This window comes from Pedobacter paludis (genome assembly GCF_003173575.1).
Taxonomy (GTDB): Bacteria; Bacteroidota; Bacteroidia; order Sphingobacteriales; family Sphingobacteriaceae; genus Pedobacter; species Pedobacter paludis.
This window is the reverse complement of record NZ_QGNY01000002.1, coordinates 309,581-332,810: the sequence shown is the minus strand read 5'-3', so window position 1 is coordinate 332,810 and position 23,230 is coordinate 309,581. Positions and strand designations below refer to the sequence as shown.

Genomic DNA, 23,230 nt, shown 5'->3' with positions numbered 1-23,230 from the left:
GTGATGGGATATGATGGTGATCCAGATAGATAAAAATAACGGTAAGAGTTGAATAACGCTATTCAAAATAAGCCGAAATGTCATTTTTATGCTCAGCGAAAACATACGTGTGAGCTTCTCGTGCTACTATTTTATTCAGGTAATCAACTTCATTATCATCTATATGCCTGGCAATGATCCAATTCTCCGCTCTTGCGGTAAAGGAAATCCTTAAAGCCAATGTTGGACTTAAGGGATAGTACAATTCGATCTCATTTGTACTTCCAGTTTCGTCAACCATGTCGGCCAGAAGATTCAGAACGGGTTGGTCGCAGGTTAAAAATCTTATGTCGGTCGAATTTTCCAGAAACGTAAAATTCAGGTCTTTAGAAAAAGAATATATCCTGCATAGAGTTGTTGCCATGACGTGACTGATGACGTTCCAGAATTTATGCTCAGTGCTAGTGAAGCCTTCCAGCACTTGCTTCTTCATCTTTTTAGTCCTAACATATTGAAAGAAGAGGTACAGCATAGTCTCATACAGCGCTTGTTCATCTTCCAGAAAACGATAGTTTTTTGAATCGATAACAGAAAGCAGTAAATTTCCAGAAGCTTCCATTTTGCTATGTACGTCTTCCATGAGGTTCTTCTCCAGTATATCGATTTCCTTTTGCAGTATCGCTTTTGCCTCACTGTTTATCGGGCTATTCTTCAGCTGTTCGTTTAGCTTATAATGACTGGTATACAGGCGAAAAAAATCGAGATTAAGTTCTTTGACCGATGGGTGGCTCATGTGGACTACGAGCTTATATAAAAGCTTTTCTTCTTCCTTATCGAATTCTTCTAATTGATAAAAGTACCTTTCCTGGGCAACGCCCATGAGATTGGATCGGATCAGTTTCTTTTGATCTTTTAGAAATGCCCAAATTTGGTCATCATCGGCCCATGACTTTAGATAATGGCGCCATACATAATGCTGCCTCTTTTTAAGTTCTGACATGAAATAGGTTTAGTTACGGTATGGTGGAGTGTTTTTAAGTAAAATCTCTGGATCTGAAACTTGCCGGCAGTTATGGATGCTTTTTTTCTTTGTGATCAGGTAATATTTCATCCCTCTATATCCCAAATACGCCGGCCAGTTGTCCGGTAATGTCCCTTAAGGTGATGTCCCCAAGTTTTGCCTCCTTTGCAAGACCGGCAACGTTAAAATCTTCCTCTTCCAGAATGGCGATATAATTTGCGATGTCCTCTTTGATGAGGTCCGCACATTCCACCTGATCGGTACTGGCGAGGGTGGCGGCCAGCTTGAGGACATCTTTTTTGTGCTTGTCGATGTCATTGGAACGGATTTCATATCCGTCCCTTTTCCGTTGCAGATTGTTCAGGTAGGCCTTAATCTTCAACACGATCAGTGCCAGTTCATTGGCCACCATAAGACCGTCTGCGATATCACAGTTGCGCAACGTAAATTCATAGTATTCGTCATGCAGGAGCATTGCCGATAAACTGGAAAGCTGCTCATCGGTAGGTATTGGCGTGAGGTGAAAGTCTTCCGGCAAGGTTATACCATCGGGCTTCCTGGAGAAAAGTTCGATGATGGCAGGGAAATCATCGGCTTGGGGCTGGCTGAAGCGGAAAAAATTCTTTTCCGTTTCTTCTATATTGCGGTTAATGTACTCCCCGTCCCTAATCAGTTGCCAGAAGGCCTCCAGAAACTTCTTGTCTATGGCCTCTATTATTATGAGCATGTCAACGTCCTTGGTCGCCCTAAAATCTATCCCCCTGGATTCAAGCCTTACCTCGCAGGCCGTTCCGCCTATAATAATGTAGTTATCGCTATAGTCGGCAAAATATGTCTTTAATCGTTCTAATCCTTTTACCATTGTATGTTATCGATCATTTGTTCTAATGCAATTTTTATTCTTTCATCCTCTTCATTTCTCATGCTGAGGTATAAGGAAAGGGGATCTACGATGTGGGATTTTGAAAATGCGGATGGGCCGTATGCCCATATCTCTACCCGGGATCTGCCGTATTGCCCTAGTTGCAGTGCCTTGCTTTCATCCAGTTGGTCAACCTGATTGCGGGTAATGGCATAGGCCGGCTGGCTTCCTTCAGAAAGCTCAGAGTATTTGGCCAGAGCACTGTCATAGCTAGGTACGGCCAAGGGTTCTCCGTTCAAAGGATAATCCGTGTAGAAAACTTTTTTCACCGGCGAGACCATAAGCTCCTGCACGCTTTCCCAGATTTGTCTTTTTGCCCGTAGAACAAAATGCATCTGTTTTTCTTTGGTACCTTGAATTGTGATAATGTTGTGCTGCTCTAGTTCCTTGGCAATTCTGGATACTGACATAGCGCTGGTGATAAAAAGTTTCGCAACTTCGCCAAGGGGCATGCCCTCTATGGGGCCCACTAGCAGGTGATAGAGTACGGCGCATTGCGCGGGATAGCCGAGTGTAGCCCCTTTAGGTTCAGCCTTGTTGGGGCTGCGCAGATCGCTTAGGTTCACCAAAAGTTCCGGCACATAGAGCTGCTTTCCAGGTTGGCAGAATGCAATCCTGTTTTCTACAAGTCGTTTGCGAAAATACGGCTCAAGATTCTCCAGAACAAAAACTACAGTTCCCCGTAAAATTTCCTTTAATTGTAATTGCTGTTTTTCGAGTTGGGAGGGAGTAAAATCACTCCCTTTTGGCCTAGCGAAAAGCAGTTTTATCTTGTCAAGTTCGGTCTTTTGTATCTCATAACCGCCTTTTAGGTACAGAGGTAACCTTCTCTGCTCTGCCTCTTCTAGCGGTGAGAGTCTTATCGATAGCCCGAAGCTTTCCTGTAAATATCGCTGTATGTTTAACATGATAGCACAATAATAACAAAAAAAAGCATTCTAACAAAATAATTGTTAGAGTGCACGATAATGTTATCGTTGGGCGATTTCTAAGTAGCTGAACTCTCGAACATCTCTTATGTTACCTGTTTGTGTGATTTGAACATACAAATAAATAAAAACCGAAAACCAATATTTATTCTTTTGTGACCTTAGCTAAGCCAGTCAGAAAAAGAGGGGGGACAAAATAAATTTTAACCTTATTGTCGGGAAGCTGATACCAACCATATTCATAGCACATAAAGATTTCAATGCCTTCGTCCAATCTATATATCCCAGTCATGAACTTGAACTCAAAGCCTTCGTCGCTCAGTTGCCAGTTTTTTATGGGTGTAAGGGTTTCGTTATAAAGTCGTTTTAAGATTTGGTAATTACGCATAATAATGCGATTAACCTGGCCGAAATGTTCCGGTTCCTCCCAAATGGCGACCTTTTTCTTTTTCCTCCCCGCAGCATTGCGACATTGATCGGAACAATAGACCTTATCTTTTCTTCCTTCAAATATTCTTGTACATTCCGAATATGCGCATTTGCGCCCGAGTTCATTTTCGAGAATTGGCATAACCAAAAAATAATCTAATTGAATTTCAGCTAATTAACCGATTTAAAAGCGCTTCAATCGGATTGGCTAATATACAACCGACTAATTGATTTTCAATAAGGAGATTTGGGTAATGATTTAAATATAAATAGGTTATGAAGGATAACATCATTGCATCAGAGGCTTTTTCTTCGGGAAGAAAGAGCTTTTTCCTGGATTTCAAGCTTGCCAGGAATAAGAGTAACTATATGCGGATTACCAATCTAGTGAAATACGAAGACGGTAGTACCAAAAAAGCGAGGATATACATTTGGCAGGAGGATTTTGAGCTCTGGATTTCAGCCTTTGCATCCCTGTTTCATTCAGCGGCACACGCTAGCGATAAAGAGGTGACAGTTTTGGATCTGTTTAACCAAGGGAAGCAAAAGAAGGAAAGTGGCATAAAATCGTGGGATCCTGAAAAACGCCCGAGGGAAAAGTTTTTGGAAAGCGGGCCTGGTGAAATGACCCTAGCAGAATTAGTTGCGATGTTGATCGGGTCTGGAACAGCAGATGCCAATGCAATAGAGCTTGGAGAAAAAATTCTGGCTTCTGTAGATAATGACCTCTCAAAACTTTCAGAGCTCAGCCATACGGAACTGGCAAAATTCAAAGGAATGGGATTGGCAAAATCCAGTGCAATACTCTCTGCCCTCGAACTTGGAAAAAGAGCATTTAGTATTAAGGGTTTATTGCGACGAAAATCGGCATAAAACGAGCGGAAAGATGGGGTGGAAATATGAGCCGCCAATAGTTGATCCATATGGAGTTTTCTATCATGGAACAGATGCCCATTTTGAAAGTTTCGAGGATTCTTTCAAAGGCAGTAACACTGGTTGGGGTAACACAGTACATGGTTTTTTCTTTGCCGATAAAAAAGAAAATGCACAGCTTTTCGGAGATACAATCATCACCGCACACTTGGATATTCGGATGCCAATTGACCTGCGGCTACATGGCATCTTTAATAATGAATCTCAGGCTGCGTTAATTTGGGAAATACTCAGTGGACAAAAGCTGGAGAATGCTACAGCGCTTAGTACACTTTATGATGAAATTGGTTTAGGTGAAGTTGGTGAAATGCGTGATTGTCTTAATAGCGAGCGCGGGCATGAAATGATGATTGCTAATGGGTATGATGGCGTGATTTCTAGTTTAGGCGACGACGAAGTTGAGTATGTCGTTTTCAGGGCATCGCAGATTGAAATGATTGCTATCGACAGGAGTTTGTCAAAAGGCCGCTTCAGGTGAGTGACAATCCGAGATATGTTATAGGGAAAGGCAACATAAACTGTAGCAACCTGGATGCTATAAATATGGATATAATAATGTTCTGTGAAAACTAAACTGGATATTTCGGCGAAAGTGGGAAGAACCAGTTTTAGTGAAATGTCCACCAAACTGTCAGCAATCCTTATAAAAATTATCCGATGTTCCTGCAAGTTGAGATATTCAACTCTTTAAAGTTAGTAGGTGTTTGTCCAGTCCAACCAAGCAAAAAACATGACAACTTTTAAATGTTGTCAAATCCCATTCAATTTAAAGCGCAATTTTGAATTGCACAAAGGTTTGTTCTTTGATATAGGCGAAGGATGTAAGGGGGCGCCAACGAGTTCTCGGAGAGAGGAGTAAATGGTGGTCCGAATCTCAGTCTATTAATTTTGATACCTTCGAGAGGCTTGTGTCAGATGTAGGTATACATCTTATCCCTGTGAAGCCCGATTCCAGTATTAAAATTAATGCGGATTTTTCTGATGCGGAATTTAAACTTACAATCTGATGGTTTAAATATTCACCAACTCAAAAGGTCAAGGGGCCAAGTATTCGCAAGATGCTTGATGGCGTGTTGATGTAATAATATATTGTCAAAAAATGCGCGATCTCAAATTCTATATTTCGGGGGATAACGGCAACTTGAAATACATTCTTCCTTCAATAGGCTTAACCGGTGTGTATAATTAACCAGCTAAATAAATTTTAATCAACGATTTCTGATGAATAACATTTGTAGGGAAAGACTTTTGAAGCTTGTTCAGGAGCTAGGAACTCTTATTAAATCCGAAGAAGGTACGATGCAATTTGCTTTTGTCATAAGTGGAGATTTGTCGAAATTATTGGATCATGGCCAACTGGATGGAAATAACAGCGATATTAAGAAGATATTAGAGCTGGTTACCAATATCGATAATATAATAAATCCCGAACCATCCGTCTATCAATCTAAAAAAGAATTGATTATGGCTAGAGCTAAAGCAGATATAAAAAAAGATACTATTACTAATAAGAAAAAATAATCCTTATCTTTGCAAGCTTTAATATAGGAAAGTCAGGCTGTGCCTTGCGGGATTTACCACTAAGAAAGTCCCAAATTTAGTCCCAATATTTAAAGAGAACGACGTAAGTCGTTGATTATTAGAGTTGAAATAACAAACCCATAAATTACTTGTTTTAATGGAACAAACCGTAGAACAAAAGCTAAAAGCTTTATACGAATTACAAAATATCCACACAAAAATTGATAAAATCCGTCAAGTAAGAGGCGAATTACCAATGGAAGTTGCCGATCTTGAAGATGATGTTTTAGGATTAGAAACTAGAATTTCTAAAATCAAGACAGATCTTGATGATCTTGAGGATTCAATCGTAACCCGTAAAAATACGATTAAAGATGCCCAAGCGGCCATCAAAAGATACGATACTCAATTAAAAGAAGTTAAAAACAACCGTGAATACGATGCTTTAACTAAAGAAATTGAGATTCAGGGATTAGACATTCAGGTTTCTGAAAAGAAAATTAAAGAACACGGTTTCGAAATTACCTCTAAAACTGAAATCTTCGAAGCAGCACAAGCTGAATTGGAAGGCAGAAAGAAAGATTTAGAAGTTAAAAGAGCAGAACTAGGTGTTATTACTGCAGAAACTGAAAAAGAAGAACAAGATTTACAAAAGAAAGCAGATAAGGCAGAGCCTCAAATTGAAGAGCGTTTACTGGTTGCTTACAAGCGTTTGCGCAAAAATGCGGTTAACGGATTAGCTGTTGTAACAATCGATCGTGATTCTTGCTCTGGTTGTTTCAATCAAATTCCACCTCAACGTCAGTTGGATATCCGTCAACGTAAAAAAATTATTGTTTGTGAACACTGCGGACGTATTTTGGTTGATGAGGCCTTAACTCACGAAGTAGCAGAAGCTTAATTGTAAGTTTTCAAATTATTTAAAAAAACGTCTCGACAAAATCGGGACGTTTTTTGTTTTAAACAAAACAAGAATGTATTTTTTGCGTTAATTGTAGATATTTGTTTAAATGTAAATTTAGTTTGCCATTTAATCTAGGCAATCTATTAGAAATACAGTTTCTCTAATGATCAAAAGCTTGCGCATAATTTCTGTTGTTGTTCTTTTATCGCTCCCTCTTTCCCTGTTTGCCAATTTTGATTTCAATGCCAATTGCCTAAATGCTTATAAAAGCATCTTCGAGCTTAAACTTGGCAATGCGAAAGCCTATATTGCTACAGAAAAAAAGCTAAGGCCAAACAATTCGATTATTCCTCTGCTCGAGAATTATGTAGACTATTTTACTTTAATCACATCAGATAGTAAAGCTGATTTCGATCGACTCAAGGGAAACAAATCTGCAAGGCTGGATAAAATAAGCGATGACGATGAGAAATCGCCATATTATCTTTATGCCCAAGCAGAAATCAACCTCCAGTGGGCATTAATCCGTGGCCGATATGGAGAATATTTTAATGCCGCTATGGAGATTCGCAAAGCGAATAATCAACTTCAAGAAAACAATAAGAAATTTCCAAACTTTCAATTAAACCTTAAAGGCTTAGGCTTAATTAATGCCGTTTTGGGAAACCTTCCGGATGGAGCATTAAAAAGCACACTGTCTACATTTGGAATAAAGGGCAATTTACAAAGTGGCCTAAATATGTTCGAAAGACTGGCAGATAATCTTCCAAAATCTTCGTATGAGCCATTTTACGAGGAAGTGGTTTTTTACTATGCCTACGTTTTAACAGATGTGGCACACAGCCCTTCGGCCTACGCCAAAACCATAAAATATACGGAACGCATTGCCGATACAAGTTTATTAAAAAGTTATCTGCAAAGCTATGTTTGTATCAAAAATGGCCATAATGACGAAGCCATAAATATTTTGGCCAAAAAGCCCGAAGGAGGTGTTTACCAGCCGTTCCCGTATTTGGATTACTTGGAAGGCATTGCCCATTTGAATAAATTAGATTTAAACGCATCAACTTATTTTAATCGTTTTTTACAGACAAACAAGGGCGTAAATTATATTAAGGATACCAATCTTCATTTAGGATGGATTGCGCTTTTAAAAGGCGATAAATCGGCCTATTCATCTTATGTATCAAAGGCAATTAATAGCGGTTACACTTATAACGAAAAAGATAAACAAGCCCAAAACGAAGCTACTGCTCCAGCGCCTCCAACTGACCTATTAAAGGCCAGGCTTTTATTTGATGGTGGCTACCTTTCTAGAGCGCTACAGGCATTGGATGGGGACAAAGCCAGCGATTACCCTTCAGATAAGGATAAAACCGAATACAATTATCGATTGGGCAGAATTTACGACGATTTAGGAAAAGATGATTTGGCACTAAGTTCTTATCAGGCTACCATAAATCAGGGCAAAAACCTAAAGTACTATTTCGCTGCGAATGCGGCACTACAAATGGGTAAGGTTTACGAAAAGAGAAAAAATAATGCTAAAGCAAAAGAGGCTTTCAATATTGCAATCGCCATGAAAAATCATGAATATGAAAGCAGTATAGAAAGCCAGGCTAAAGCAGGATTAAGAAGACTGGCTAATTAAAACCTGTGCACAAAAGCATTAATGTGCATTCCTGCTCCAACTGAAGCAAAAACCGCAACATCGCCAGGCTTAACGCTATAACCTTCTACCTGTCCTTTTAAAACTAAATCTAATAAGGTTGGAATGGTTGCTACAGAACTGTTTCCCAGCCAGGAAATGGTCATTGGAACTAAGTTTTCTGGAACAGTGTCTTTTCCGTATAATTTGAATAGGCGTTTCATAATGGCGGTATCCATTTTTCCATTTGCCTGATGCACAAAAACAATTTTAACATCATCAACGGTTAAACCCGCTTTATCTATTGCTTTTTTAATTACTTGGGGAACCTGAACAACGGCAAACTCATAGAGCTTACGGCCATTCATCTTTAAATAATAATTTCCGCTGGTTTCTTCTGGGTGAGAGCCCTTGCCCATAACAAGTAAATTGCCATAATTCACAGCATGGGTTTCAGTTTTATGTGCTAAAATTCCTTTCTTTTCCTCGCTTTCTTCCGCTTCGAAAATTACCGCTCCAGCGCCATCAGAAAAAATCATGCTATCACGATCATGCGGGTCAATAATGCGACTTAAAGTTTCGGCACCAATAACCAAAACACGCTTAGCATCGCCACTTTTAATATAATAATCGGCCTGAATTGCACCTTGGACCCAGCCTGGGCAACCAAAAATAACATCGTAAGCCACGCAGTCTGGATTTAAAATGCCAAGCTGTTGCTTAACTTTCGAAGCTAAGGAAGGTAAAATATCTATTCGATTGCTATTTAATAGAATATCGCCAAAATTGTGGCAAAAGATAATGTAATCTAAAGTTTCTTTATCTATACCTGCATTCTCTATAGCTTTTTCAGCGGCCTTTGCACCAATGTGATTACTCAATTGATCAGGGCAGGCATATCGTCTTTCAACAATCTCGGTAATTTCCGAGAACTTGTGAATAATTTCAGCATTCTCCTTTTCCAGGAGATTTCCGTTCTCAAAAAAAGTAGAATTAAGGAATTCATTACCAGAAATAATGTTTTCAGGAATGTAACTCCCGGTTCCGGCAATTACCGTATTTATCGCTTTGCTCATAATTATAATACCGCATACTAAAACGGTATGTAGTATAAAACTATGGTTAATAAATTAGAAAAGGAAATTATTTAAGAAAAATCGTCAATCAGGAAAACAAAAAGTTCTTTAGGACCATGCGCACCAAGTACCAAAGTTTTCTCAATATCGGCTGTACGGCTTGGTCCTGTAATGTTACTAATCATTGTTGGTATCTGCGCTCCGTATTTGTTTTTTAGTAATTGAAAAGCATCTTTCAAATCTAAAACCAGCTGACTTGTGCGGGCTATAACGATGTGATGGTGAGGGAAAATGCTTAATCTTCTACCCGCCGGACTTTGATTTGTAACCATTACGCTTCCGTTCCTGGCAATTAATGCCTCGCATAAAGTTATACCAACTTCGGCCTGTTCAAAATCTTTATCAGTTTGGTAAAAAGGGAATTCGTATTTGGATAAAAAATCCTGAAGTTCTGGTTCCCAGCAATAAATTTTTCTCCATTTAAATTGATCTGCCAGTTGAAGCATGTTTTCGATAAAGTCTATCCCATCCTCACAGAAGATAAAATTACCCGAAACTGCCGTTAATTGTTCCGCAAATAAAATCTCTAGTGGATCTTCATTTTTTTTATACAATGGGCTTTCTTCTAAATTTGGATAAGGATTTTCCCGCTTTTCTAAAAGCGCTTTCCTTATCTTTTTTAGTATCTGTTCTTTCGCGGTCGTATTATCCTTCATTGTCAAAAAAAATGAAACCTTGAATTTTTTAGGTTCAAGGTTTCAAACTTATATATAATTGTCTTTATATGCAATTTAATGCATGGAGTTATTCTTTTTCTGAAGCAGGAAGACCTGAAACTTCTTTTTCGATATCGGTATTTCCTACACCATCATGAATTAAGCCTTCAGCAGCAGGAGTTTGATCTCCAGTACCATTAACAAATTCATCGTAGGTAGTACGTGTATCAAATGGGCGTTTACCCAAAATTTCCTCTAAATCGGCTTGGAACAAGATTTCTTTCTCTAATAATTTCTGAGCAAGTTTTTCTAAACCTTCTTGTTTTTCGATTAACAATTCTTTGGTTTTAATGTACACTTCACCAATCAATTTACGAACCTCAATATCAATTAATTCTGAAGTTTTTTCAGAGTAAGGCTTGTTAAAGTTGTATTCGTTTTGTGGATCGTGAAAAGAAACATTACCAACAGCTTCGTTCATTCCATAAATACTTACCATTGCGTAAGCCAATTTAGTAATACGCTCTAAATCATTTTGTGCGCCAGTAGAGATTCTTCCAAAGGTAATGTCTTCCGCTACCCGGCCACCCATTGTCATACACATCCCATCAGTTAATTGCTCGGTTGTATATAAGAACTGTTCTTTCGGTAAGTATTGAGCATAACCCAAAGCGGCAACACCACGAGGAACAATAGAAACCTTAACTAAAGGGTCTGCATGTTCAAGGAACCAGCCTGCAATGGCGTGACCAGCTTCATGATAAGCTACGATTCGCTTTTCTTCTGGTGAAATGATTTTGTTTTTCTTTTCTAAACCACCAATTACACGGTCAATCGCATCTTGAAAATCTTGCATATCTACCGATTCTTTGTTTTTGCGAGCAGCAATTAAAGCCGCTTCATTACAAACATTGGCAATTTCTGCACCCGCAAAACCAGGCGTTTGAGCTGATAATTTTTTGGCATCAACTTCAGCAGATGTTTTAATCGGTTTTAAGTGAACATTAAAAATATGCTCACGGCCAACTAAATCTGGCTTATCAATAGAAATCTGTCTATCGAAACGACCCGGGCGTAATAATGCCGAATCCAATACATCAGGACGATTGGTTGCAGCAAGAATAATAATTCCAGAGTCCGTTCCGAAGCCATCCATTTCTACCAACAACTGGTTCAGTGTATTTTCACGCTCATCGTTGCCGCCCATTACGCTATTTTTTCCACGAGCACGGCCAATGGCGTCAACCTCATCAATAAAGATGATGCAAGGTGCTTTATCTTTAGCTTGTTTAAACAAATCACGTACGCGAGAAGCACCGACACCAACAAACATCTCTACGAAATCAGATCCTGAAAGAGAGAAAAATGGAACTTGAGCCTCACCAGCAACCGCTTTTGCCAATAATGTTTTACCAGTACCAGGAGAACCTACCAGCAACGCACCTTTAGGAATTTTACCGCCAAGGTTGGTATATTTTTTAGGGTTTTTAAGGAAATCTACAATTTCCATAACCTCTTGTTTTGCTTCTTCTAAACCGGCAACATCATTAAAGGTGATGTTTACTTGACTTTCTTTATCAAATAAAGTTGCTTTAGATTTTCCTATACTGAAAATCTGACCGCCACCGCCAGCACCGCCGCCCATTCTGCGCATCATAAAAATCCAGAAACCGATCAGCAATAATAATGGTAGACCAATATTGATAAGCAAACCCAGGAACGGATTGCTTCTACTTTCCTTCTCTGCCAAAATACGAGGCTGATCTGGGGGCAGGTTTTTTTGTGATTCTGCCAATTGTTTATCTAATCCATCCATTGTTCCGGCATTAAAATAAACTGTTGGTCCAGAAGATACGGCGAAAGAGCTTGTGCTTTTATACTTTTGATATTCTGGTTTTTTTAAACTGCTTTCTTTTATATAAACCTCAACCTTTACCAGGTCTTCGGCTTTATAGGCAACTATTTTCTCAACATCGCCTGTTAAAAGCATCTTACTTTCAAACTCAGGATATTCTACTTTTTTGCCTCCATCGCTAGAGAATAAAAATTGAGCTGCTATAATGGCAACTATGATGGCAGCATAAACCCAAAAAATGTTAAACTTTGATCCCTTTTGTGGTTTTTTAGGGATGTTAGGCAATCTTTTTCCGGGCTTTTTGTTTTCGTTTGTATTTTGATTATCGTTCATTTGTCTTGTTCAAAATGGTTCTAGAGGTTATGCGCTTTGAAAGTTTGTGCTTTCGGCATCGCCCCAAAGTTCTTCTATGCCATAAAAATGGCGCTTTTCGGTTTTAAATATGTGCACAACCACATCAAAATAATCTAAGATAATCCAATCGGCACTCTCAAAACCTTCCTTATGTCTTGGATCTGCCTGAGTAGCTTTATATACTTCTTTTTCTACACTATCGGCAATAGCCTTTACCTGAGTACCTGAGGTGGCACTGCAAATAATAAAATAATCTGCTACCGATGTATGAATGTTTCTAAGATCCAACCGCACTATATCTTCTCCTTTTTTTTCTTGTATGCCTTGTACGGCTAACTCTGAAAGGTATGTAGAAAGGGCTACTATTTTCTTTTTTACCATTAAAATGATTTAATTTTGGAAATACAATAATATAAATTCAACACTTGCAAAATAACACTTTTTCGACACTATTTGTTGGTCAAAATTTAATCAAATTAAAAGAGGTTGATTCTACTAATAACTTTTTAAAGAATTTGGTGTCAAAATCCGAGCCATTACCCGAAGGGACTGTAATTATGGCAGATAATCAGTTCGCAGGTAGAGGACAGCAAGAAAGCGTTTGGCAAACCGAAGCAGGTAAAAATATTAGCACAAGCATTTATTTAAGGCCCAGCTTTTTGCCGTTAAACAAACAGTTTTATTTAAATATTGCCGTTAGTTTGGCTGTTAGCGATGCACTATCTTGTTTTTTGCCCGAAGCAGTACAGGTTAAATGGCCTAACGATATTTATACAAACGGCAAAAAACTCGGCGGAATTTTAATTGAAAACACACTGACAGGTTCTTTTATAAAATCATCGGTTATTGGCATTGGCTTAAATATTAATCAACAAGGATTTAGAGCAGATTTATCCACGAAAGCCACTTCGGTAATTCAAATTTTACAAAAAGAAACTCCTTTGGAGGCCGTTATGGAAAAAATTGTAGTGTTTATGGAGAAATACTACTTAATTTTGAAATCAGGTAATTATGCTATTTTACAAAACGATTACCTAAAGCGGCTATATAAGTTTGATACATTGGCTGATTATCAGCAAAATGGTCAGATTTTTGAAGGTAAGATAACTGGTGTCGAAGAAAGCGGTCGTTTGGTTATGGAAACGGCAGGCGGATTAAGAAGCTTTAACTTTAAAGAAATAGAATTTATACACACACAAAATAACGCATGAAAAAAATCACTTTAGTATTGTCAATGGTTTTATTTACCATTGCAGGGGCATTTGCTCAAATTGAAAAGCCGGTAACCTGGTCTTATGCCGCCAAAAAGGTTAGTAAAACCGAAGCCATACTGTATATTAAAGCTACAATTGAAGATAAGTGGCACATTTATTCTCAAAATATTAAAGATGGCGGGCCAGTTAAAACAACATTTACCTTTTCTCCTTCAAAAGATTTTGGTTTGGTTGGAAAAACGACAGAGCCAAAAGCTGTTGTTAAATATGAAAGCACATTTAAAATGAATGTGAGTTATTTTGAAAACTCGGTAGTTTTCCAACAAAAAATTAAATTAAACAAAGCGACCACCACTGTAAAAGGCAAGGTAGAGTTTATGGTTTGTAACGATAAGCAGTGTCTTCCGCCAGAAGAAGTAGAGTTTAGCGTTCCGGTTAAATAAATTATTAAGAATATATTATGAAACAGTCCCGAATTTTCGGGACTGTTTCTGTTTAAAGTAAAATCTGTCGGGGGTAGAGCTTTAAAGATTAATCCTTTATAAAATTATTCTTAATTTCACGCCTTCAACACACAAACAAAACTCACAAATGAAAAAGGTTCTATTATTAATCTTAATTGCTTCAATGTTTATTGCATTGCCAGCAGTTAAAAGTTACGCTTTTGTAACTCAAGATACTACAGCCACGGCTCCGGATGATATTCAGTTTACAGAGGTAGGCTCTGCACAGGATAGCGCAGCAAACGGCGTAGTAAAAGATTCCGTTAAAAAGGATACCGTTAAGGCCTCCCCTACAGTTAAAACAAACAAAACCGCTGACACGGAAAAGTTAACTTTATGGCAAACGTTTATTAAGGGTCTAATTTTTGGATTTGCAGCTATTTTAATGCCCTGCATTTTCCCAATGTTGCCTTTAACGGTTAGCTTCTTTACCAAAAAGGCAGGAAGCAGAAGTAAAGCAATTGGTCATGCTTTTATATATGGCATTTCTATAATCATAATTTATGTTGCCCTAGGTATGCTCGTAACCATTGCGTTTGGTTCTGATGCATTAAATGCACTTTCAACAAATGGAATATTTAACGCATTTTTCTTTTTAATGTTAATTGTTTTTGGAGCATCTTTTTTAGGGGCTTTTGAAATTACCTTACCTAGCGCTTTTGTAAATAAGATTGATGCAAAATCTGACAAAGGTGGTTTAGTTGGAATCTTTTTCATGGCGTTTAGCCTTGCATTGGTGTCGTTTTCTTGCACCGGGCCACTTATCGGAACATTGTTGGTAGATGCTGCTTCAAAAGGAGATCGTTTAGGTCCAGCCGTTGGTATGTTCGGATTTTCATTTGCATTGGCAATTCCTTTTGCACTTTTTGCATTATTTCCATCATTACTTAAATCATTGCCAAAATCTGGTGGTTGGTTAAACAGCGTAAAGGTTGTTCTTGGATTTATAGAGTTGGCATTTGCATTTAAGTTTTTATCAAATGTAGATTTAGCTTATCACTGGAATTTATTAGACAGAGAAGTTTTTCTAGCCATATGGATTGCAATCTTTGCTTTAATGGGAATGTATTTGCTTGGAAAACTCAAATTTTCTCATGATAGTGACTTGCCTTTCTTATCCGTACCACGAACATTTCTAGCCATATTGGTGTTTGCTTGGGTTATATATCTAATTCCAGGAATGTGGGGTGCTCCTTTAAAATCAATTAGTGCTTTCTTGCCACCAACGGCAACACAAGATTTCGATCTTAATAACCTAACTGCTCCTCAATCTTCGTCAGGTGCAAAAACATCTATTAAAGAGAAAAAATATGCCGAAATTTTTCATCGCCTAACACCTAAGGGATTTGATCCTTATTATGATTTCGAGCAGGCAAAACAAGCATCCAAAGAATTAAAGAAACCTGTTTTGGTTGATTTTACAGGCTGGAATTGTGTGAACTGCAGAAAGATGGAGAATAACGTATGGTCTAACCCTGAGGTTGCTAAAAGATTAAAGGAAGATTTCGTAATGGCTGAGCTAGTGGTGGATGATAAAACAGAATTACCAGAATCTGAGCAATTTGTTTCTACCTTTAGCAAGAAAAAAATAACGACCATTGGAAAAAAATGGAGCGATTTTCAAGCATCAACCTATAATAGCAATTCTCAGCCTCAATATGTAATTATCGATGCTGAGGGAAATGTTTTGGTTCCGCCACAAGGAGCCGATTATAATGCTGAAAATTATATCAAATTTTTAGATAGTGGAAAGGAAGCTTTCAAGAAACAAACAAATGAATAAGATAAAGAATATAGGTGTTTTAACCTCTGGTGGCGATTCACCAGGCATGAATGCCGCAATCAGGGCCGTAGTAAGAGCCTCAATTTATTATGATATTGAAGTAACAGGTTTTCTTCGTGGATATGAAGGCCTGATCAATAACGATTTCATCCCGATGGATCGTAAGTCGGTAGCCAACATTATACAGCGTGGCGGAACCATTTTAAAAACTGCTCGCAGCGAAGCTTTTAGAACTGTTGAGGGCAGAAAAACCGCATATCAAAACCTAAAAGATAAAAATATCGATGCCTTGGTGGTTATCGGTGGCGACGGAACTTTTACCGGGGCAAATATATTCTCTAAAGAATTCGATTTTCCAATCGTTGGCTTACCTGGAACGATAGATAATGACCTTGCCGGAACTGATTTTACCATTGGATACGATTCGGCAATTAATACTGTAATTGATGCAGTAGATAGAATTAGAGATACGGCAGAATCTCATGATAGATTATTTATCGTAGAGGTTATGGGGCGGGATTCAGGCCTTATTGCTTTAAGAAGTGGCATTGGAGTTGGGGCAGAAGCCATTCTTATTCCAGAGGCAAACATGGGTGTAGAAGATGTTTTGCACAAGCTAGAACATAGCCGAAAAGATAAATCATCTAAAATTATTATTGTTGCCGAAGGTGATGATGCAGGAGGCGCTTTTAAAGTAGGCGAGATTTTACAAACCAAATACCCGCATTACGATACTAAAGTTTCGGTTTTGGGGCACATACAGCGAGGCGGAAAACCAACCTGCATGGATCGTGTTTTGGCCAGCCGACTGGGTGTTTCTGCGGTTGAAGGATTAATCAATGGAGAAAGTGGTGTAATGGCAGGTCAAGTTAACCGCGAAATGGTTTTTACCCCCTTCGATCACGCAATTAAGCACATCAATGCAGAACAAGTAAGTTCAACCTGGTTAAAACTAATTGATATCCTTTCGTTTTAAACAAAAAATAATCGGATGAATAAGTTTTTACTTATTCATCCGATTAATATTATCTATAAATCTTCTATAATTACTGCGGTTCCATTAGCGCTAACCATGAGCATGCTTCCGCCGCTGCCAACGGTTTCATAATCCAAGTCTACCCCTACAATTGCATTGGCGCCCAAAGCTGCCGCATATTGTTGCATTTCATTTACAGCGGTATCTTTTCCCTCTCTCAAAACGCGTTCGTAAGAGCTCGATCTTCCACCAACAATATCTGTAATTCCGGCAAATAAATCCTTAAAAATATTTGCACCAATAATAGTTTCGCCCGTCACGAGGCCAATATATTTTACTATTTTTTTGCCTTCTAAAGTAGGCGTTGTGGTTACTAACATAGTTTTAGTTTTTTATAATTAGAACGGTTTTCTTATAAAATGTTACATGTTTTGGCTTCAGCTTTGACAACTTTTCCTAGCGCTTTTGAAATAAAGTTTTTTAAACTTTAAAAAAGGACATTTCTTTCGAGCAGCGTAGTTTATATCATTAAAATCCGCCGATATTTTCAATCCCCAAACAGTTTACCAGCCCAATACTTTATTCAATGAAAAAATAAATTTATGCAATCTTAATCGCTTTTGCATCAGTACATAAAAACCAATGTTATGAAATTTCGCAAAACGCTAACCATCCTTCCCCTATTGTTAAGTGCAATTTTTGTAAAAGCCCAAATGCCTGTACTTAAAGTTCAGCAGGCAAATTCAGACGAACAGAAAAAGGCTGTGAAGCTAAATAAACTGAGCATCGATGTACAAATTACGGGCAACATCGCGACCACCGTAATGACCATGACTTTTTACAACAGCAGCAATAGAATATTGGAGGGCGAACTTACCTTTCCAATGCCAGAGGGCGTGAGCATTAGCCGATATGCTTTAGATATCAATGGGAAAATGCGTGAAGCTGTTCCGGTAGAGAAAGCAAAGGCTACGGAGGTTTTTGAAGATATAGAACACCGTCGCGTTGATCCTGGATTGTTGGAGAAAGTGGAGGGCAATAACTTTAGAACAAGAATTTATCCATTGCCAGCAAACGGAAGCAGAACCATTATTGTTGGCTACGAAGAAGAACTCGGCTTTAACAATGGAAATGCATTGCGCTATCATTTGCCTTTAGATTATAATCAAGCCATAGAGAAATTTTCTTTAAAAGCCACTGTTTTCGAGAGTATTATAAAACCCGAACTTGGCGAACAGCCAGATGGTAGTTTCGATTTAAAAGCCAATGGAAATACTTATGTAGCAGAAATCAATAAAACAAACTACCAGCCTAAAAATGGTTTAACCATCAGCCTGCCAAAACGGAACGATTTACCAGAAGTTCAAATGCAAAAAGCTTCTAATGGATATTATTTTTTGGTTAATGTTTTTCCTAAAACCCAAAGCCGTGCAAGGCAATGGTCTAATCAGATTGGCATAATTTGGGATAGCTCTTTGAGCGGTTTGCAACGCGATACGAAAAAAGAATTGGCTCTTTTAGATTTGATTATCAAACAGAAACAAAACCTAACCATTCAGTTGGGCCTGTTGAACAATGGCTTTAAAAATGCCGGTACTTTTGTAATTTCAAACGGAAACTGGGATTTATTAAAAGAAAAACTGAATAAAATTATTTACGATGGCGGAACGGACTTCAGTGCTGTAAATGCCAAAAACTTTCAGGCAGATGAGTATATATTTTTGAGCGACGGACTTTCTACTTTTGGTCAGAATACAATAGCGCTCAACAAACCTGTCCATTGTATAAATACTTCGCTCAAGGCAGATTATAGCACTTTAAAATACATCAGCCAAAAAACCGGGGGGCAGTTTATTAACCTGAATGCGACCTCTACAAATGATGCATTTAAACAGCTATCGCAGGAAAACTTGCAGTTTTTAGGGATCAAAAACGGAATTGGCATTCGCCAAACCTATCCATCAACAAATGTAAATGTTAATGGCCATTTATCATTGGCAGGTATTTTAAATGGCTTTAATACCGATTTCGTGTTGCAGTTTGGATATGGAAATACGGTTATTATCGAACAGCCAATCCGTTTGAATGCTACAGAACATACATTAACCAGCATTGATGTTAGCAGGGTTTGGGCACAAAAGAAAATTGCAGAAATGGACATTCAGTATGAGGCAAATAAAGACGATATAAGTGTGTTAAGTAAGCAGTTTGGCCTTGTTGCCCGCAACACGAGCTTAATTGTACTTGAAAGTGTTGATGATTATTTGCGTTATGATATTACTCCGCCGGCAGAGTTGCGCCCCGAATATGACGCCATTTTAAAACATCGTAGAACAGAGTTGTTAGAACAGAAAAAAGATTTGCTTAATGCTGCCGTTGATATGACAAAAGATTTAAAAGCATGGTGGAATACGGATTTTTCTTACAAACAACCAATAAAAGGAAAGGAACAATACCCAACACCAGAAAATGTGATTGTTCAGGGTGCTCCTGGTGCAAGTGAATCGAGATATGAACGGTCTGTGCAAGCTTCGCAACGGAGTGTAGATGCGGTAAGAATGCCCCCACCTCCTGTCGAAAACCTTAAGGAATCAGAAAATAAAAATGCTTTGAATGATGTTGTAGTCGTTGGATATGCAAATCAAGACAAAAGAATGTCTACGGGTTCTGTTGCAAATATACGAGGAATAGCTTCAGAGCCTGTTGCCAATGTTGATCAACTTCTTCAAGGAAAAGTAGCTGGAGTTAATATTCAACAAGGAACCATTAGACCAACTGAAATACAGCCTACGATCATTATCCCAGAGTTTAAAAGTGATAAAGAATATATGAAAAACATGGTTGGAAAACCCGATAGTGCTTATGCTGCTTACCTTAAAATGCGTCCAAATTATATTAGTACACCAATGTTTTACTTTGATATTGCCAATTGGTTTTACCAGCAAAAAGATAGTGTAAGGGCGTTAACCATTTTAAGCAATATTGCCGATTTGGATTTGGAAAATGCTGATTTATATAAAACCCTTGCCTACAAATTAAAGCAAACAGGCAACTATAAAGAAGAGGTTTTTGTGTCCCAAAAGATATTGCAATGGCGTCCAATGGATGCTCAAAGTTACCGTGACTATGCATTGGCGCTGGCCGACGCTGGCCAATATCAAAAAGCCCTAAATAATTTATACAAGGTTTTAACTCAAAGCTATAACGCTCAAATTGCCGATAGAGATGAGGGAATCGAAGAAATTATCATTTCGGAGATTAACAACTTAATTGCCAAGCACGGCGATAAGTTAGATGTTAAAGGGATTGATAAACGCTTAATTTACCGTTTGCCAGTTGATGTTCGAGTAGTTTTAAACTGGAATAAAAACGATACCGATATAGATTTATGGCTAACCGACCCAACGGGCGAAAAGGGTTTTTACAGCAATCCAAGAACAGCTATTGGCGGTAGAATTAGTAACGATTTTACATCAGGATACGGCCCTGAACAGTTTATGATTAAAAAAGCGGTTAAAGGAAAGTATAAAATCGAAGTGAATTATTATGGCGATAGTCAAATAAACATCAGCGGCCCAACAACCGTAACTGCCGAAATTTATACACGTTATGCCACAGGAAAAGAGCAAAGAAGAGTAATTGTTTTACCAATGGCTGCGGATAATAAAAACGGAAATCTGGTTGGCGAGTTTAATTTTTAATTAAGATGATTATGACGATTTGAGTTTTGTATAAATGGTTCGTGGAGACACGAACCATGGCTTGCCATTTAGCTTTGACAACTCTTATAGCAATGTGAAAAGAGTTGTCAAAGCTTGAAAATTAAACTCGCAATACATCCCTTGCCTCGGTTCGTGTCTCCACGAACAGAAAGAATCGCATAGTTAAAGGTTCGTGCTTATACAGCTATGGCTAACCCTCAATACATTAAATTTTCGTCATTTCGACCGTAGTGGAGAAATCTTTTAAATTAATATTAAAGTATCTCTATTTTGCCATGCCTGTCGAAATGACGATATATTCACTTTCCAATTGGCTTAAAGCAGCAATCCAGCAATCTCTTCCCAGCTGTTAACCCTTTCGTATTCTGTAATTAGAAGATTGTGTGGTGAAGTATATAAAAGTGGCCGGCCTTTAAAGTTTACAAAGTTTTTTATTCTGTCGTCTATAAGCACATCAACCTCAACAATTTTATTTCCGCAGAACATAATATGTTGCCAATCGATAAAAGGAAAGTGTTCGGCTAACCAATCGTATTTATCTTCTAAAGAATTTCTGAATTCCATAGCTGCAGAAACAATGTAAACATCATATTTTTCCTGCAAAGCTTTAATTACGCGCTGGCTATCTGGAATTACAGCCAAATCGCGAAAGAAGCCTTTTTCATTAATATATTCGAACCATTTCTGGTTAACATCCTGTGGTACTTGTTTAAAAACTTCGTTGCCCGGCTCAATCACCAAATCGAGCGGAACACCAAAATCACGGTTATAAAGGTTAATGAATTTTGGGATTACATCGGCAATCACCTCATCCATATCTATAGCAATTCTTTTCATTTTGTATCTGCAAATATTAAGGCGCAAATATCCTCAAAACAAAGAAATTAAACTATGTTTTTAATTTACAGTATTTTAGTTATCTTTGCAGCCCCGCAGCACGAAGCTCCGGGAACTATGTTGAATACATAAATACAAAAGAAAATGGCAACTAAGATCAGATTGCAAAGATTCGGTAAAAAAGGAAAACCTTTTTTCCACGTTGTGGTAGCAGATTCTCGCTCTCCACGTGATGGTAAATTTATTGAGCGTTTAGGTTCATACAACCCAAACACCAATCCTGCAACCATCGAAATTAACTTCGAAAAAACTTTGGCTTGGGTAAACAGTGGTGCACAACCAACTGATACAGCTCGTGCTATCCTATCTTACAAAGGTGTTTTATACAAAAAACACTTGGAAGGTGGTGTTAAAAAAGGTGCTTTAACTCAAGAACAAGCTGATCAGAAATTCACGGCTTGGTTAGAAGGCAAAGCAGGTAAAATCTCTGGTAAAACAGAAGGTTTAGCTACTTCTAAAGCAGATGCTCGTAAAGCAGCATTAGTGGCAGAGGCTAAGAAAAAAGAAGATAGAGCAGCAGCTATCGCAGCTAAAAATGCACCAGTTGCAGAAGAGGTTGTTGAAGAAGAAGCTACTGAAGAAGCACCAGCTGTTGAGGCTGAAGCAACTGAAGAAGCTCCTGCAGCAGAAGCTACTAAAGAAGAAGGCGCAGAATAATTTAATTTATTGTGTAGCACAGAAAATAGCGTTCCGAATTATTCGGGACGCTATTTCTATTTAATACCGTCATTGCCGAGGCATGAAGCAATCTTAGCTTAGGGATTGCTTCGTGCCTCGCAATGACGACAATATAATTGGGTTTATGAAACACGAAGAAGCATTTTACATAGGTTACGTTACCAAAACAAGAGGTTTAAAGGGCGAAGTTCAGATATTTTTCGAATTTGATGAATATGAAAAACTAAGTTTTGATGTGATATTTGCAGATATGAACGGAAAACTTGTACCCTATTTTGTAGCTTCTGCCAAGTTTCAGGTTAATAAAACAGGATACTTCAATTTTGATGATGTTGATCATATCGATAAGGCGCAGCCGTTATTGAAGAAAAAATTATATTTACCCTTAACACAAATGCCTGAACGAGGTGAAGACGAATTCTTTTATACCGATTTAAAGGGTTTTATGGCTGTAGACGAGGCCTTGGGTGAGTTAGGCGAAATTTTAGAAGTGAACGAATACCCACAGCAATTTGTTGCAACTGTTTTATATAAAGAAACAGAAATTCTATTTCCTTTAAACGAGGACTTTATTGTCGAAATTGATGATGATGGAAAAATTTTAACCTTGGATTTGCCAGAAGGACTGTTGGATATATACCTGTCTTAAATTTGCACTGAAAGAATAAAAATGTTAATTTAGATTTCATCCTAACCAAAATTAACATGCTCAAAAAATTATTCTTCAACACAGCCATACTATTTGCTGTATTATCAATCGTTTCTTGCAAAACCGCACAACAAGCCAATTTAAAAGAAATAAAACCCTTTATAGGAATTTGGAATGTGGTTAACCATCCGGGAAGCAGTATTGTCTTTAAATCAGATGGTAGTTTTTATAATCTTGCAAAAGAGAACGGCACCAAAATCGTTACCCACAGCGGATCTTACAAAATTTTATCCAACAATACTTACGTTCTTGATATTACTTATGCCAGAGCCGATGCTACCTATCAACTTGCTGGCAAACAATATGTAAACTATTTTGCGTTAAGCGAAAACAATCAAAAACTCAAAATGAGCGGTGTTGTTTATGCAAAAAATGGTGGATCAAAATTAGAATGGGCTGATGAATTGGTTAAAGTAAATTCAATCGATTAAATTATTTTTTGGCTTTATTTATCACTGTTT

General features: G+C 38.0%; 23 protein-coding genes. 13 read left to right on the top strand and 10 right to left on the bottom strand.

Annotated elements, in window-relative coordinates; translation table 11 throughout:
• Positions 1-58: 58 nt before the first annotated feature.
• From DF947_RS06000 to DF947_RS05985, 4 genes are all read right to left on the bottom strand, one after another.
• Complete coding sequence (locus DF947_RS06000; protein ID WP_109928796.1) at positions 59-979, bottom strand: DUF4238 domain-containing protein; 921 nt, start codon at positions 977-979, stop codon at positions 59-61.
• A gap of 115 nt (positions 980-1,094) precedes the next feature.
• The gene (locus DF947_RS05995) at positions 1,095-1,862 is read right to left on the bottom strand and encodes a hypothetical protein (RefSeq protein WP_109928795.1); all 768 of its coding nucleotides are present in this window, start codon (positions 1,860-1,862) and stop codon (positions 1,095-1,097) included.
• Positions 1,856-2,830, bottom strand: a complete 975-nt coding sequence (locus DF947_RS05990; RefSeq protein ID WP_109928794.1) for a MarR family transcriptional regulator — start codon at positions 2,828-2,830, stop codon at positions 1,856-1,858. The genes DF947_RS05995 and DF947_RS05990 overlap by 7 nt, the downstream gene beginning before the upstream one ends.
• Positions 2,831-2,996: 166 nt before the next feature.
• The gene (locus DF947_RS05985; RefSeq protein ID WP_109928793.1) at positions 2,997-3,422 is read right to left on the bottom strand and encodes a hypothetical protein; all 426 of its coding nucleotides are present in this window, start codon (positions 3,420-3,422) and stop codon (positions 2,997-2,999) included.
• Between the two features lie 134 nt (positions 3,423-3,556).
• On the opposite strand from DF947_RS05985, the gene DF947_RS05980 reads away from it, so the two are divergent.
• The 5 genes from DF947_RS05980 to DF947_RS05960 all read left to right on the top strand — a co-directional run bounded on the left by DF947_RS05980 (position 3,557) and on the right by DF947_RS05960 (position 8,289).
• Positions 3,557-4,153 (top strand): UPF0758 domain-containing protein, encoded by a 597-nt coding sequence (locus DF947_RS05980; RefSeq protein ID WP_109928792.1) that lies wholly within the window; start codon positions 3,557-3,559, stop codon positions 4,151-4,153.
• Positions 4,154-4,166: 13 nt separating this feature from the next.
• Complete coding sequence (locus DF947_RS05975) at positions 4,167-4,691, top strand: ADP-ribosyltransferase-containing protein (RefSeq protein WP_109928791.1); 525 nt, start codon at positions 4,167-4,169, stop codon at positions 4,689-4,691.
• Positions 4,692-5,434: 743 nt separating this feature from the next.
• Entirely contained in the window at positions 5,435-5,734 is a 300-nt protein-coding gene (locus DF947_RS05970) for a hypothetical protein (protein ID WP_109928790.1), read from the top strand.
• A 157-nt stretch (positions 5,735-5,891) separates the two neighbouring features.
• Positions 5,892-6,635: a zinc ribbon domain-containing protein gene (locus tag DF947_RS05965; RefSeq protein WP_109928789.1), complete on the top strand. Its 744-nt coding sequence runs from the start codon at positions 5,892-5,894 to the stop codon at positions 6,633-6,635.
• 166 nt (positions 6,636-6,801) lie between these two features.
• On the top strand, positions 6,802-8,289 hold the full coding sequence (locus DF947_RS05960; RefSeq protein WP_109928788.1) for a YfgM family protein: 1,488 nt from the start codon (positions 6,802-6,804) through the stop codon (positions 8,287-8,289).
• On the opposite strand, the gene DF947_RS05955 is transcribed toward DF947_RS05960, so the two are convergent.
• The 4 genes from DF947_RS05955 to rsfS all read right to left on the bottom strand — a co-directional run bounded on the left by DF947_RS05955 (position 8,286) and on the right by rsfS (position 12,668).
• Entirely contained in the window at positions 8,286-9,362 is a 1,077-nt protein-coding gene (locus DF947_RS05955; RefSeq protein ID WP_109928787.1) for a 3-oxoacyl-ACP synthase III family protein, read from the bottom strand. The two genes, DF947_RS05960 and DF947_RS05955, sit on opposite strands and share 4 nt — an antisense overlap.
• Before the next feature lie 71 nt (positions 9,363-9,433).
• Positions 9,434-10,078: a LutC/YkgG family protein gene (locus tag DF947_RS05950; RefSeq protein ID WP_109928786.1), complete on the bottom strand. Its 645-nt coding sequence runs from the start codon at positions 10,076-10,078 to the stop codon at positions 9,434-9,436.
• An 88-nt stretch (positions 10,079-10,166) separates the two neighbouring features.
• Entirely contained in the window at positions 10,167-12,266 is a 2,100-nt protein-coding gene (ftsH, locus tag DF947_RS05945) for an ATP-dependent zinc metalloprotease FtsH (protein WP_109928785.1), read from the bottom strand.
• 27 nt (positions 12,267-12,293) lie between these two features.
• Positions 12,294-12,668: a ribosome silencing factor gene (rsfS, locus tag DF947_RS05940; RefSeq protein ID WP_109928784.1), complete on the bottom strand. Its 375-nt coding sequence runs from the start codon at positions 12,666-12,668 to the stop codon at positions 12,294-12,296.
• A gap of 44 nt (positions 12,669-12,712) precedes the next feature.
• On the opposite strand from rsfS, the gene DF947_RS05935 reads away from it, so the two are divergent.
• From DF947_RS05935 to pfkA, 4 genes are all read left to right on the top strand, one after another.
• Positions 12,713-13,498, top strand: a complete 786-nt coding sequence (locus DF947_RS05935) for a biotin--[acetyl-CoA-carboxylase] ligase (RefSeq protein ID WP_109928783.1) — start codon at positions 12,713-12,715, stop codon at positions 13,496-13,498.
• Entirely contained in the window at positions 13,495-13,944 is a 450-nt protein-coding gene (locus tag DF947_RS05930) for a protein-disulfide reductase DsbD N-terminal domain-containing protein (protein ID WP_109928782.1), read from the top strand. The genes DF947_RS05935 and DF947_RS05930 overlap by 4 nt, the downstream gene beginning before the upstream one ends.
• A 148-nt stretch (positions 13,945-14,092) precedes the next feature.
• On the top strand, positions 14,093-15,787 hold the full coding sequence (locus DF947_RS05925; RefSeq protein ID WP_109928781.1) for a protein-disulfide reductase DsbD family protein: 1,695 nt from the start codon (positions 14,093-14,095) through the stop codon (positions 15,785-15,787).
• Positions 15,780-16,763, top strand: coding sequence for a 6-phosphofructokinase (gene pfkA / locus DF947_RS05920; protein WP_109928780.1), 984 nt, complete (start codon positions 15,780-15,782; stop codon positions 16,761-16,763). The genes DF947_RS05925 and pfkA overlap by 8 nt, the downstream gene beginning before the upstream one ends.
• 53 nt (positions 16,764-16,816) lie before the next feature.
• Here pfkA and DF947_RS05915 read toward each other — a convergent pair whose 3' ends face one another.
• A complete protein-coding gene (locus tag DF947_RS05915; protein ID WP_109928779.1) occupies positions 16,817-17,143 on the bottom strand; it encodes a heavy metal-binding domain-containing protein in 327 nt (108 codons plus the stop codon).
• 267 nt (positions 17,144-17,410) lie between these two features.
• On the opposite strand from DF947_RS05915, the gene DF947_RS05910 reads away from it, so the two are divergent.
• The gene (locus DF947_RS05910) at positions 17,411-20,464 is read left to right on the top strand and encodes a VIT domain-containing protein (protein ID WP_109928778.1); all 3,054 of its coding nucleotides are present in this window, start codon (positions 17,411-17,413) and stop codon (positions 20,462-20,464) included.
• A 336-nt stretch (positions 20,465-20,800) separates the two neighbouring features.
• Here DF947_RS05910 and DF947_RS05905 read toward each other — a convergent pair whose 3' ends face one another.
• Positions 20,801-21,322, bottom strand: coding sequence for a 5' nucleotidase, NT5C type (locus DF947_RS05905; protein ID WP_167398000.1), 522 nt, complete (start codon positions 21,320-21,322; stop codon positions 20,801-20,803).
• Positions 21,323-21,466: 144 nt separating this feature from the next.
• On the opposite strand from DF947_RS05905, the gene DF947_RS05900 reads away from it, so the two are divergent.
• The 3 genes from DF947_RS05900 to DF947_RS05890 all read left to right on the top strand — a co-directional run bounded on the left by DF947_RS05900 (position 21,467) and on the right by DF947_RS05890 (position 23,200).
• Positions 21,467-22,039 (top strand): 30S ribosomal protein S16, encoded by a 573-nt coding sequence (locus DF947_RS05900; protein ID WP_109928777.1) that lies wholly within the window; start codon positions 21,467-21,469, stop codon positions 22,037-22,039.
• Positions 22,040-22,184: 145 nt separating this feature from the next.
• Positions 22,185-22,709: a ribosome maturation factor RimM gene (rimM, locus tag DF947_RS05895; protein WP_109928776.1), complete on the top strand. Its 525-nt coding sequence runs from the start codon at positions 22,185-22,187 to the stop codon at positions 22,707-22,709.
• Between the two features lie 56 nt (positions 22,710-22,765).
• Entirely contained in the window at positions 22,766-23,200 is a 435-nt protein-coding gene (locus DF947_RS05890; RefSeq protein ID WP_109928775.1) for a hypothetical protein, read from the top strand.
• Positions 23,201-23,230 lie beyond the last annotated feature (30 nt).

Excerpts from the sequence above, each read along its gene's own strand:
- pfkA (WP_109928780.1), top strand. The coding sequence starts at position 15,780 with ATGAATAAGATAAAGAATATAGGTGTTTTAACCTCTGGTGGCGATTCA.
- DF947_RS05930 (WP_109928782.1), top strand. The coding sequence starts at position 13,495 with ATGAAAAAAATCACTTTAGTATTGTCAATGGTTTTATTTACCATTGCA.
- DF947_RS05910 (WP_109928778.1), top strand. The coding sequence starts at position 17,411 with ATGAAATTTCGCAAAACGCTAACCATCCTTCCCCTATTGTTAAGTGCA.
- DF947_RS05985 (WP_109928793.1), bottom strand. The coding sequence starts at position 3,422 with ATGCCAATTCTCGAAAATGAACTCGGGCGCAAATGCGCATATTCGGAA.
- DF947_RS05980 (WP_109928792.1), top strand. The coding sequence starts at position 3,557 with ATGAAGGATAACATCATTGCATCAGAGGCTTTTTCTTCGGGAAGAAAG.
- rsfS (WP_109928784.1), bottom strand. The coding sequence starts at position 12,668 with ATGGTAAAAAAGAAAATAGTAGCCCTTTCTACATACCTTTCAGAGTTA.
- DF947_RS05970 (WP_109928790.1), top strand. The coding sequence starts at position 5,435 with ATGAATAACATTTGTAGGGAAAGACTTTTGAAGCTTGTTCAGGAGCTA.
- DF947_RS05960 (WP_109928788.1), top strand. The coding sequence starts at position 6,802 with ATGATCAAAAGCTTGCGCATAATTTCTGTTGTTGTTCTTTTATCGCTC.
- rimM (WP_109928776.1), top strand. The coding sequence starts at position 22,185 with ATGAAACACGAAGAAGCATTTTACATAGGTTACGTTACCAAAACAAGA.
- DF947_RS05950 (WP_109928786.1), bottom strand. The coding sequence starts at position 10,078 with ATGAAGGATAATACGACCGCGAAAGAACAGATACTAAAAAAGATAAGG.
- DF947_RS05995 (WP_109928795.1), bottom strand. The coding sequence starts at position 1,862 with ATGGTAAAAGGATTAGAACGATTAAAGACATATTTTGCCGACTATAGC.
- DF947_RS06000 (WP_109928796.1), bottom strand. The coding sequence starts at position 979 with ATGTCAGAACTTAAAAAGAGGCAGCATTATGTATGGCGCCATTATCTA.
- DF947_RS05965 (WP_109928789.1), top strand. The coding sequence starts at position 5,892 with ATGGAACAAACCGTAGAACAAAAGCTAAAAGCTTTATACGAATTACAA.
- DF947_RS05915 (WP_109928779.1), bottom strand. The coding sequence starts at position 17,143 with ATGTTAGTAACCACAACGCCTACTTTAGAAGGCAAAAAAATAGTAAAA.
- DF947_RS05975 (WP_109928791.1), top strand. The coding sequence starts at position 4,167 with ATGGGGTGGAAATATGAGCCGCCAATAGTTGATCCATATGGAGTTTTC.
- DF947_RS05905 (WP_167398000.1), bottom strand. The coding sequence starts at position 21,322 with ATGAAAAGAATTGCTATAGATATGGATGAGGTGATTGCCGATGTAATC.
- DF947_RS05890 (WP_109928775.1), top strand. The coding sequence starts at position 22,766 with ATGCTCAAAAAATTATTCTTCAACACAGCCATACTATTTGCTGTATTA.
- DF947_RS05990 (WP_109928794.1), bottom strand. The coding sequence starts at position 2,830 with ATGTTAAACATACAGCGATATTTACAGGAAAGCTTCGGGCTATCGATA.
- DF947_RS05925 (WP_109928781.1), top strand. The coding sequence starts at position 14,093 with ATGAAAAAGGTTCTATTATTAATCTTAATTGCTTCAATGTTTATTGCA.
- ftsH (WP_109928785.1), bottom strand. The coding sequence starts at position 12,266 with ATGAACGATAATCAAAATACAAACGAAAACAAAAAGCCCGGAAAAAGA.
- DF947_RS05900 (WP_109928777.1), top strand. The coding sequence starts at position 21,467 with ATGGCAACTAAGATCAGATTGCAAAGATTCGGTAAAAAAGGAAAACCT.
- DF947_RS05955 (WP_109928787.1), bottom strand. The coding sequence starts at position 9,362 with ATGAGCAAAGCGATAAATACGGTAATTGCCGGAACCGGGAGTTACATT.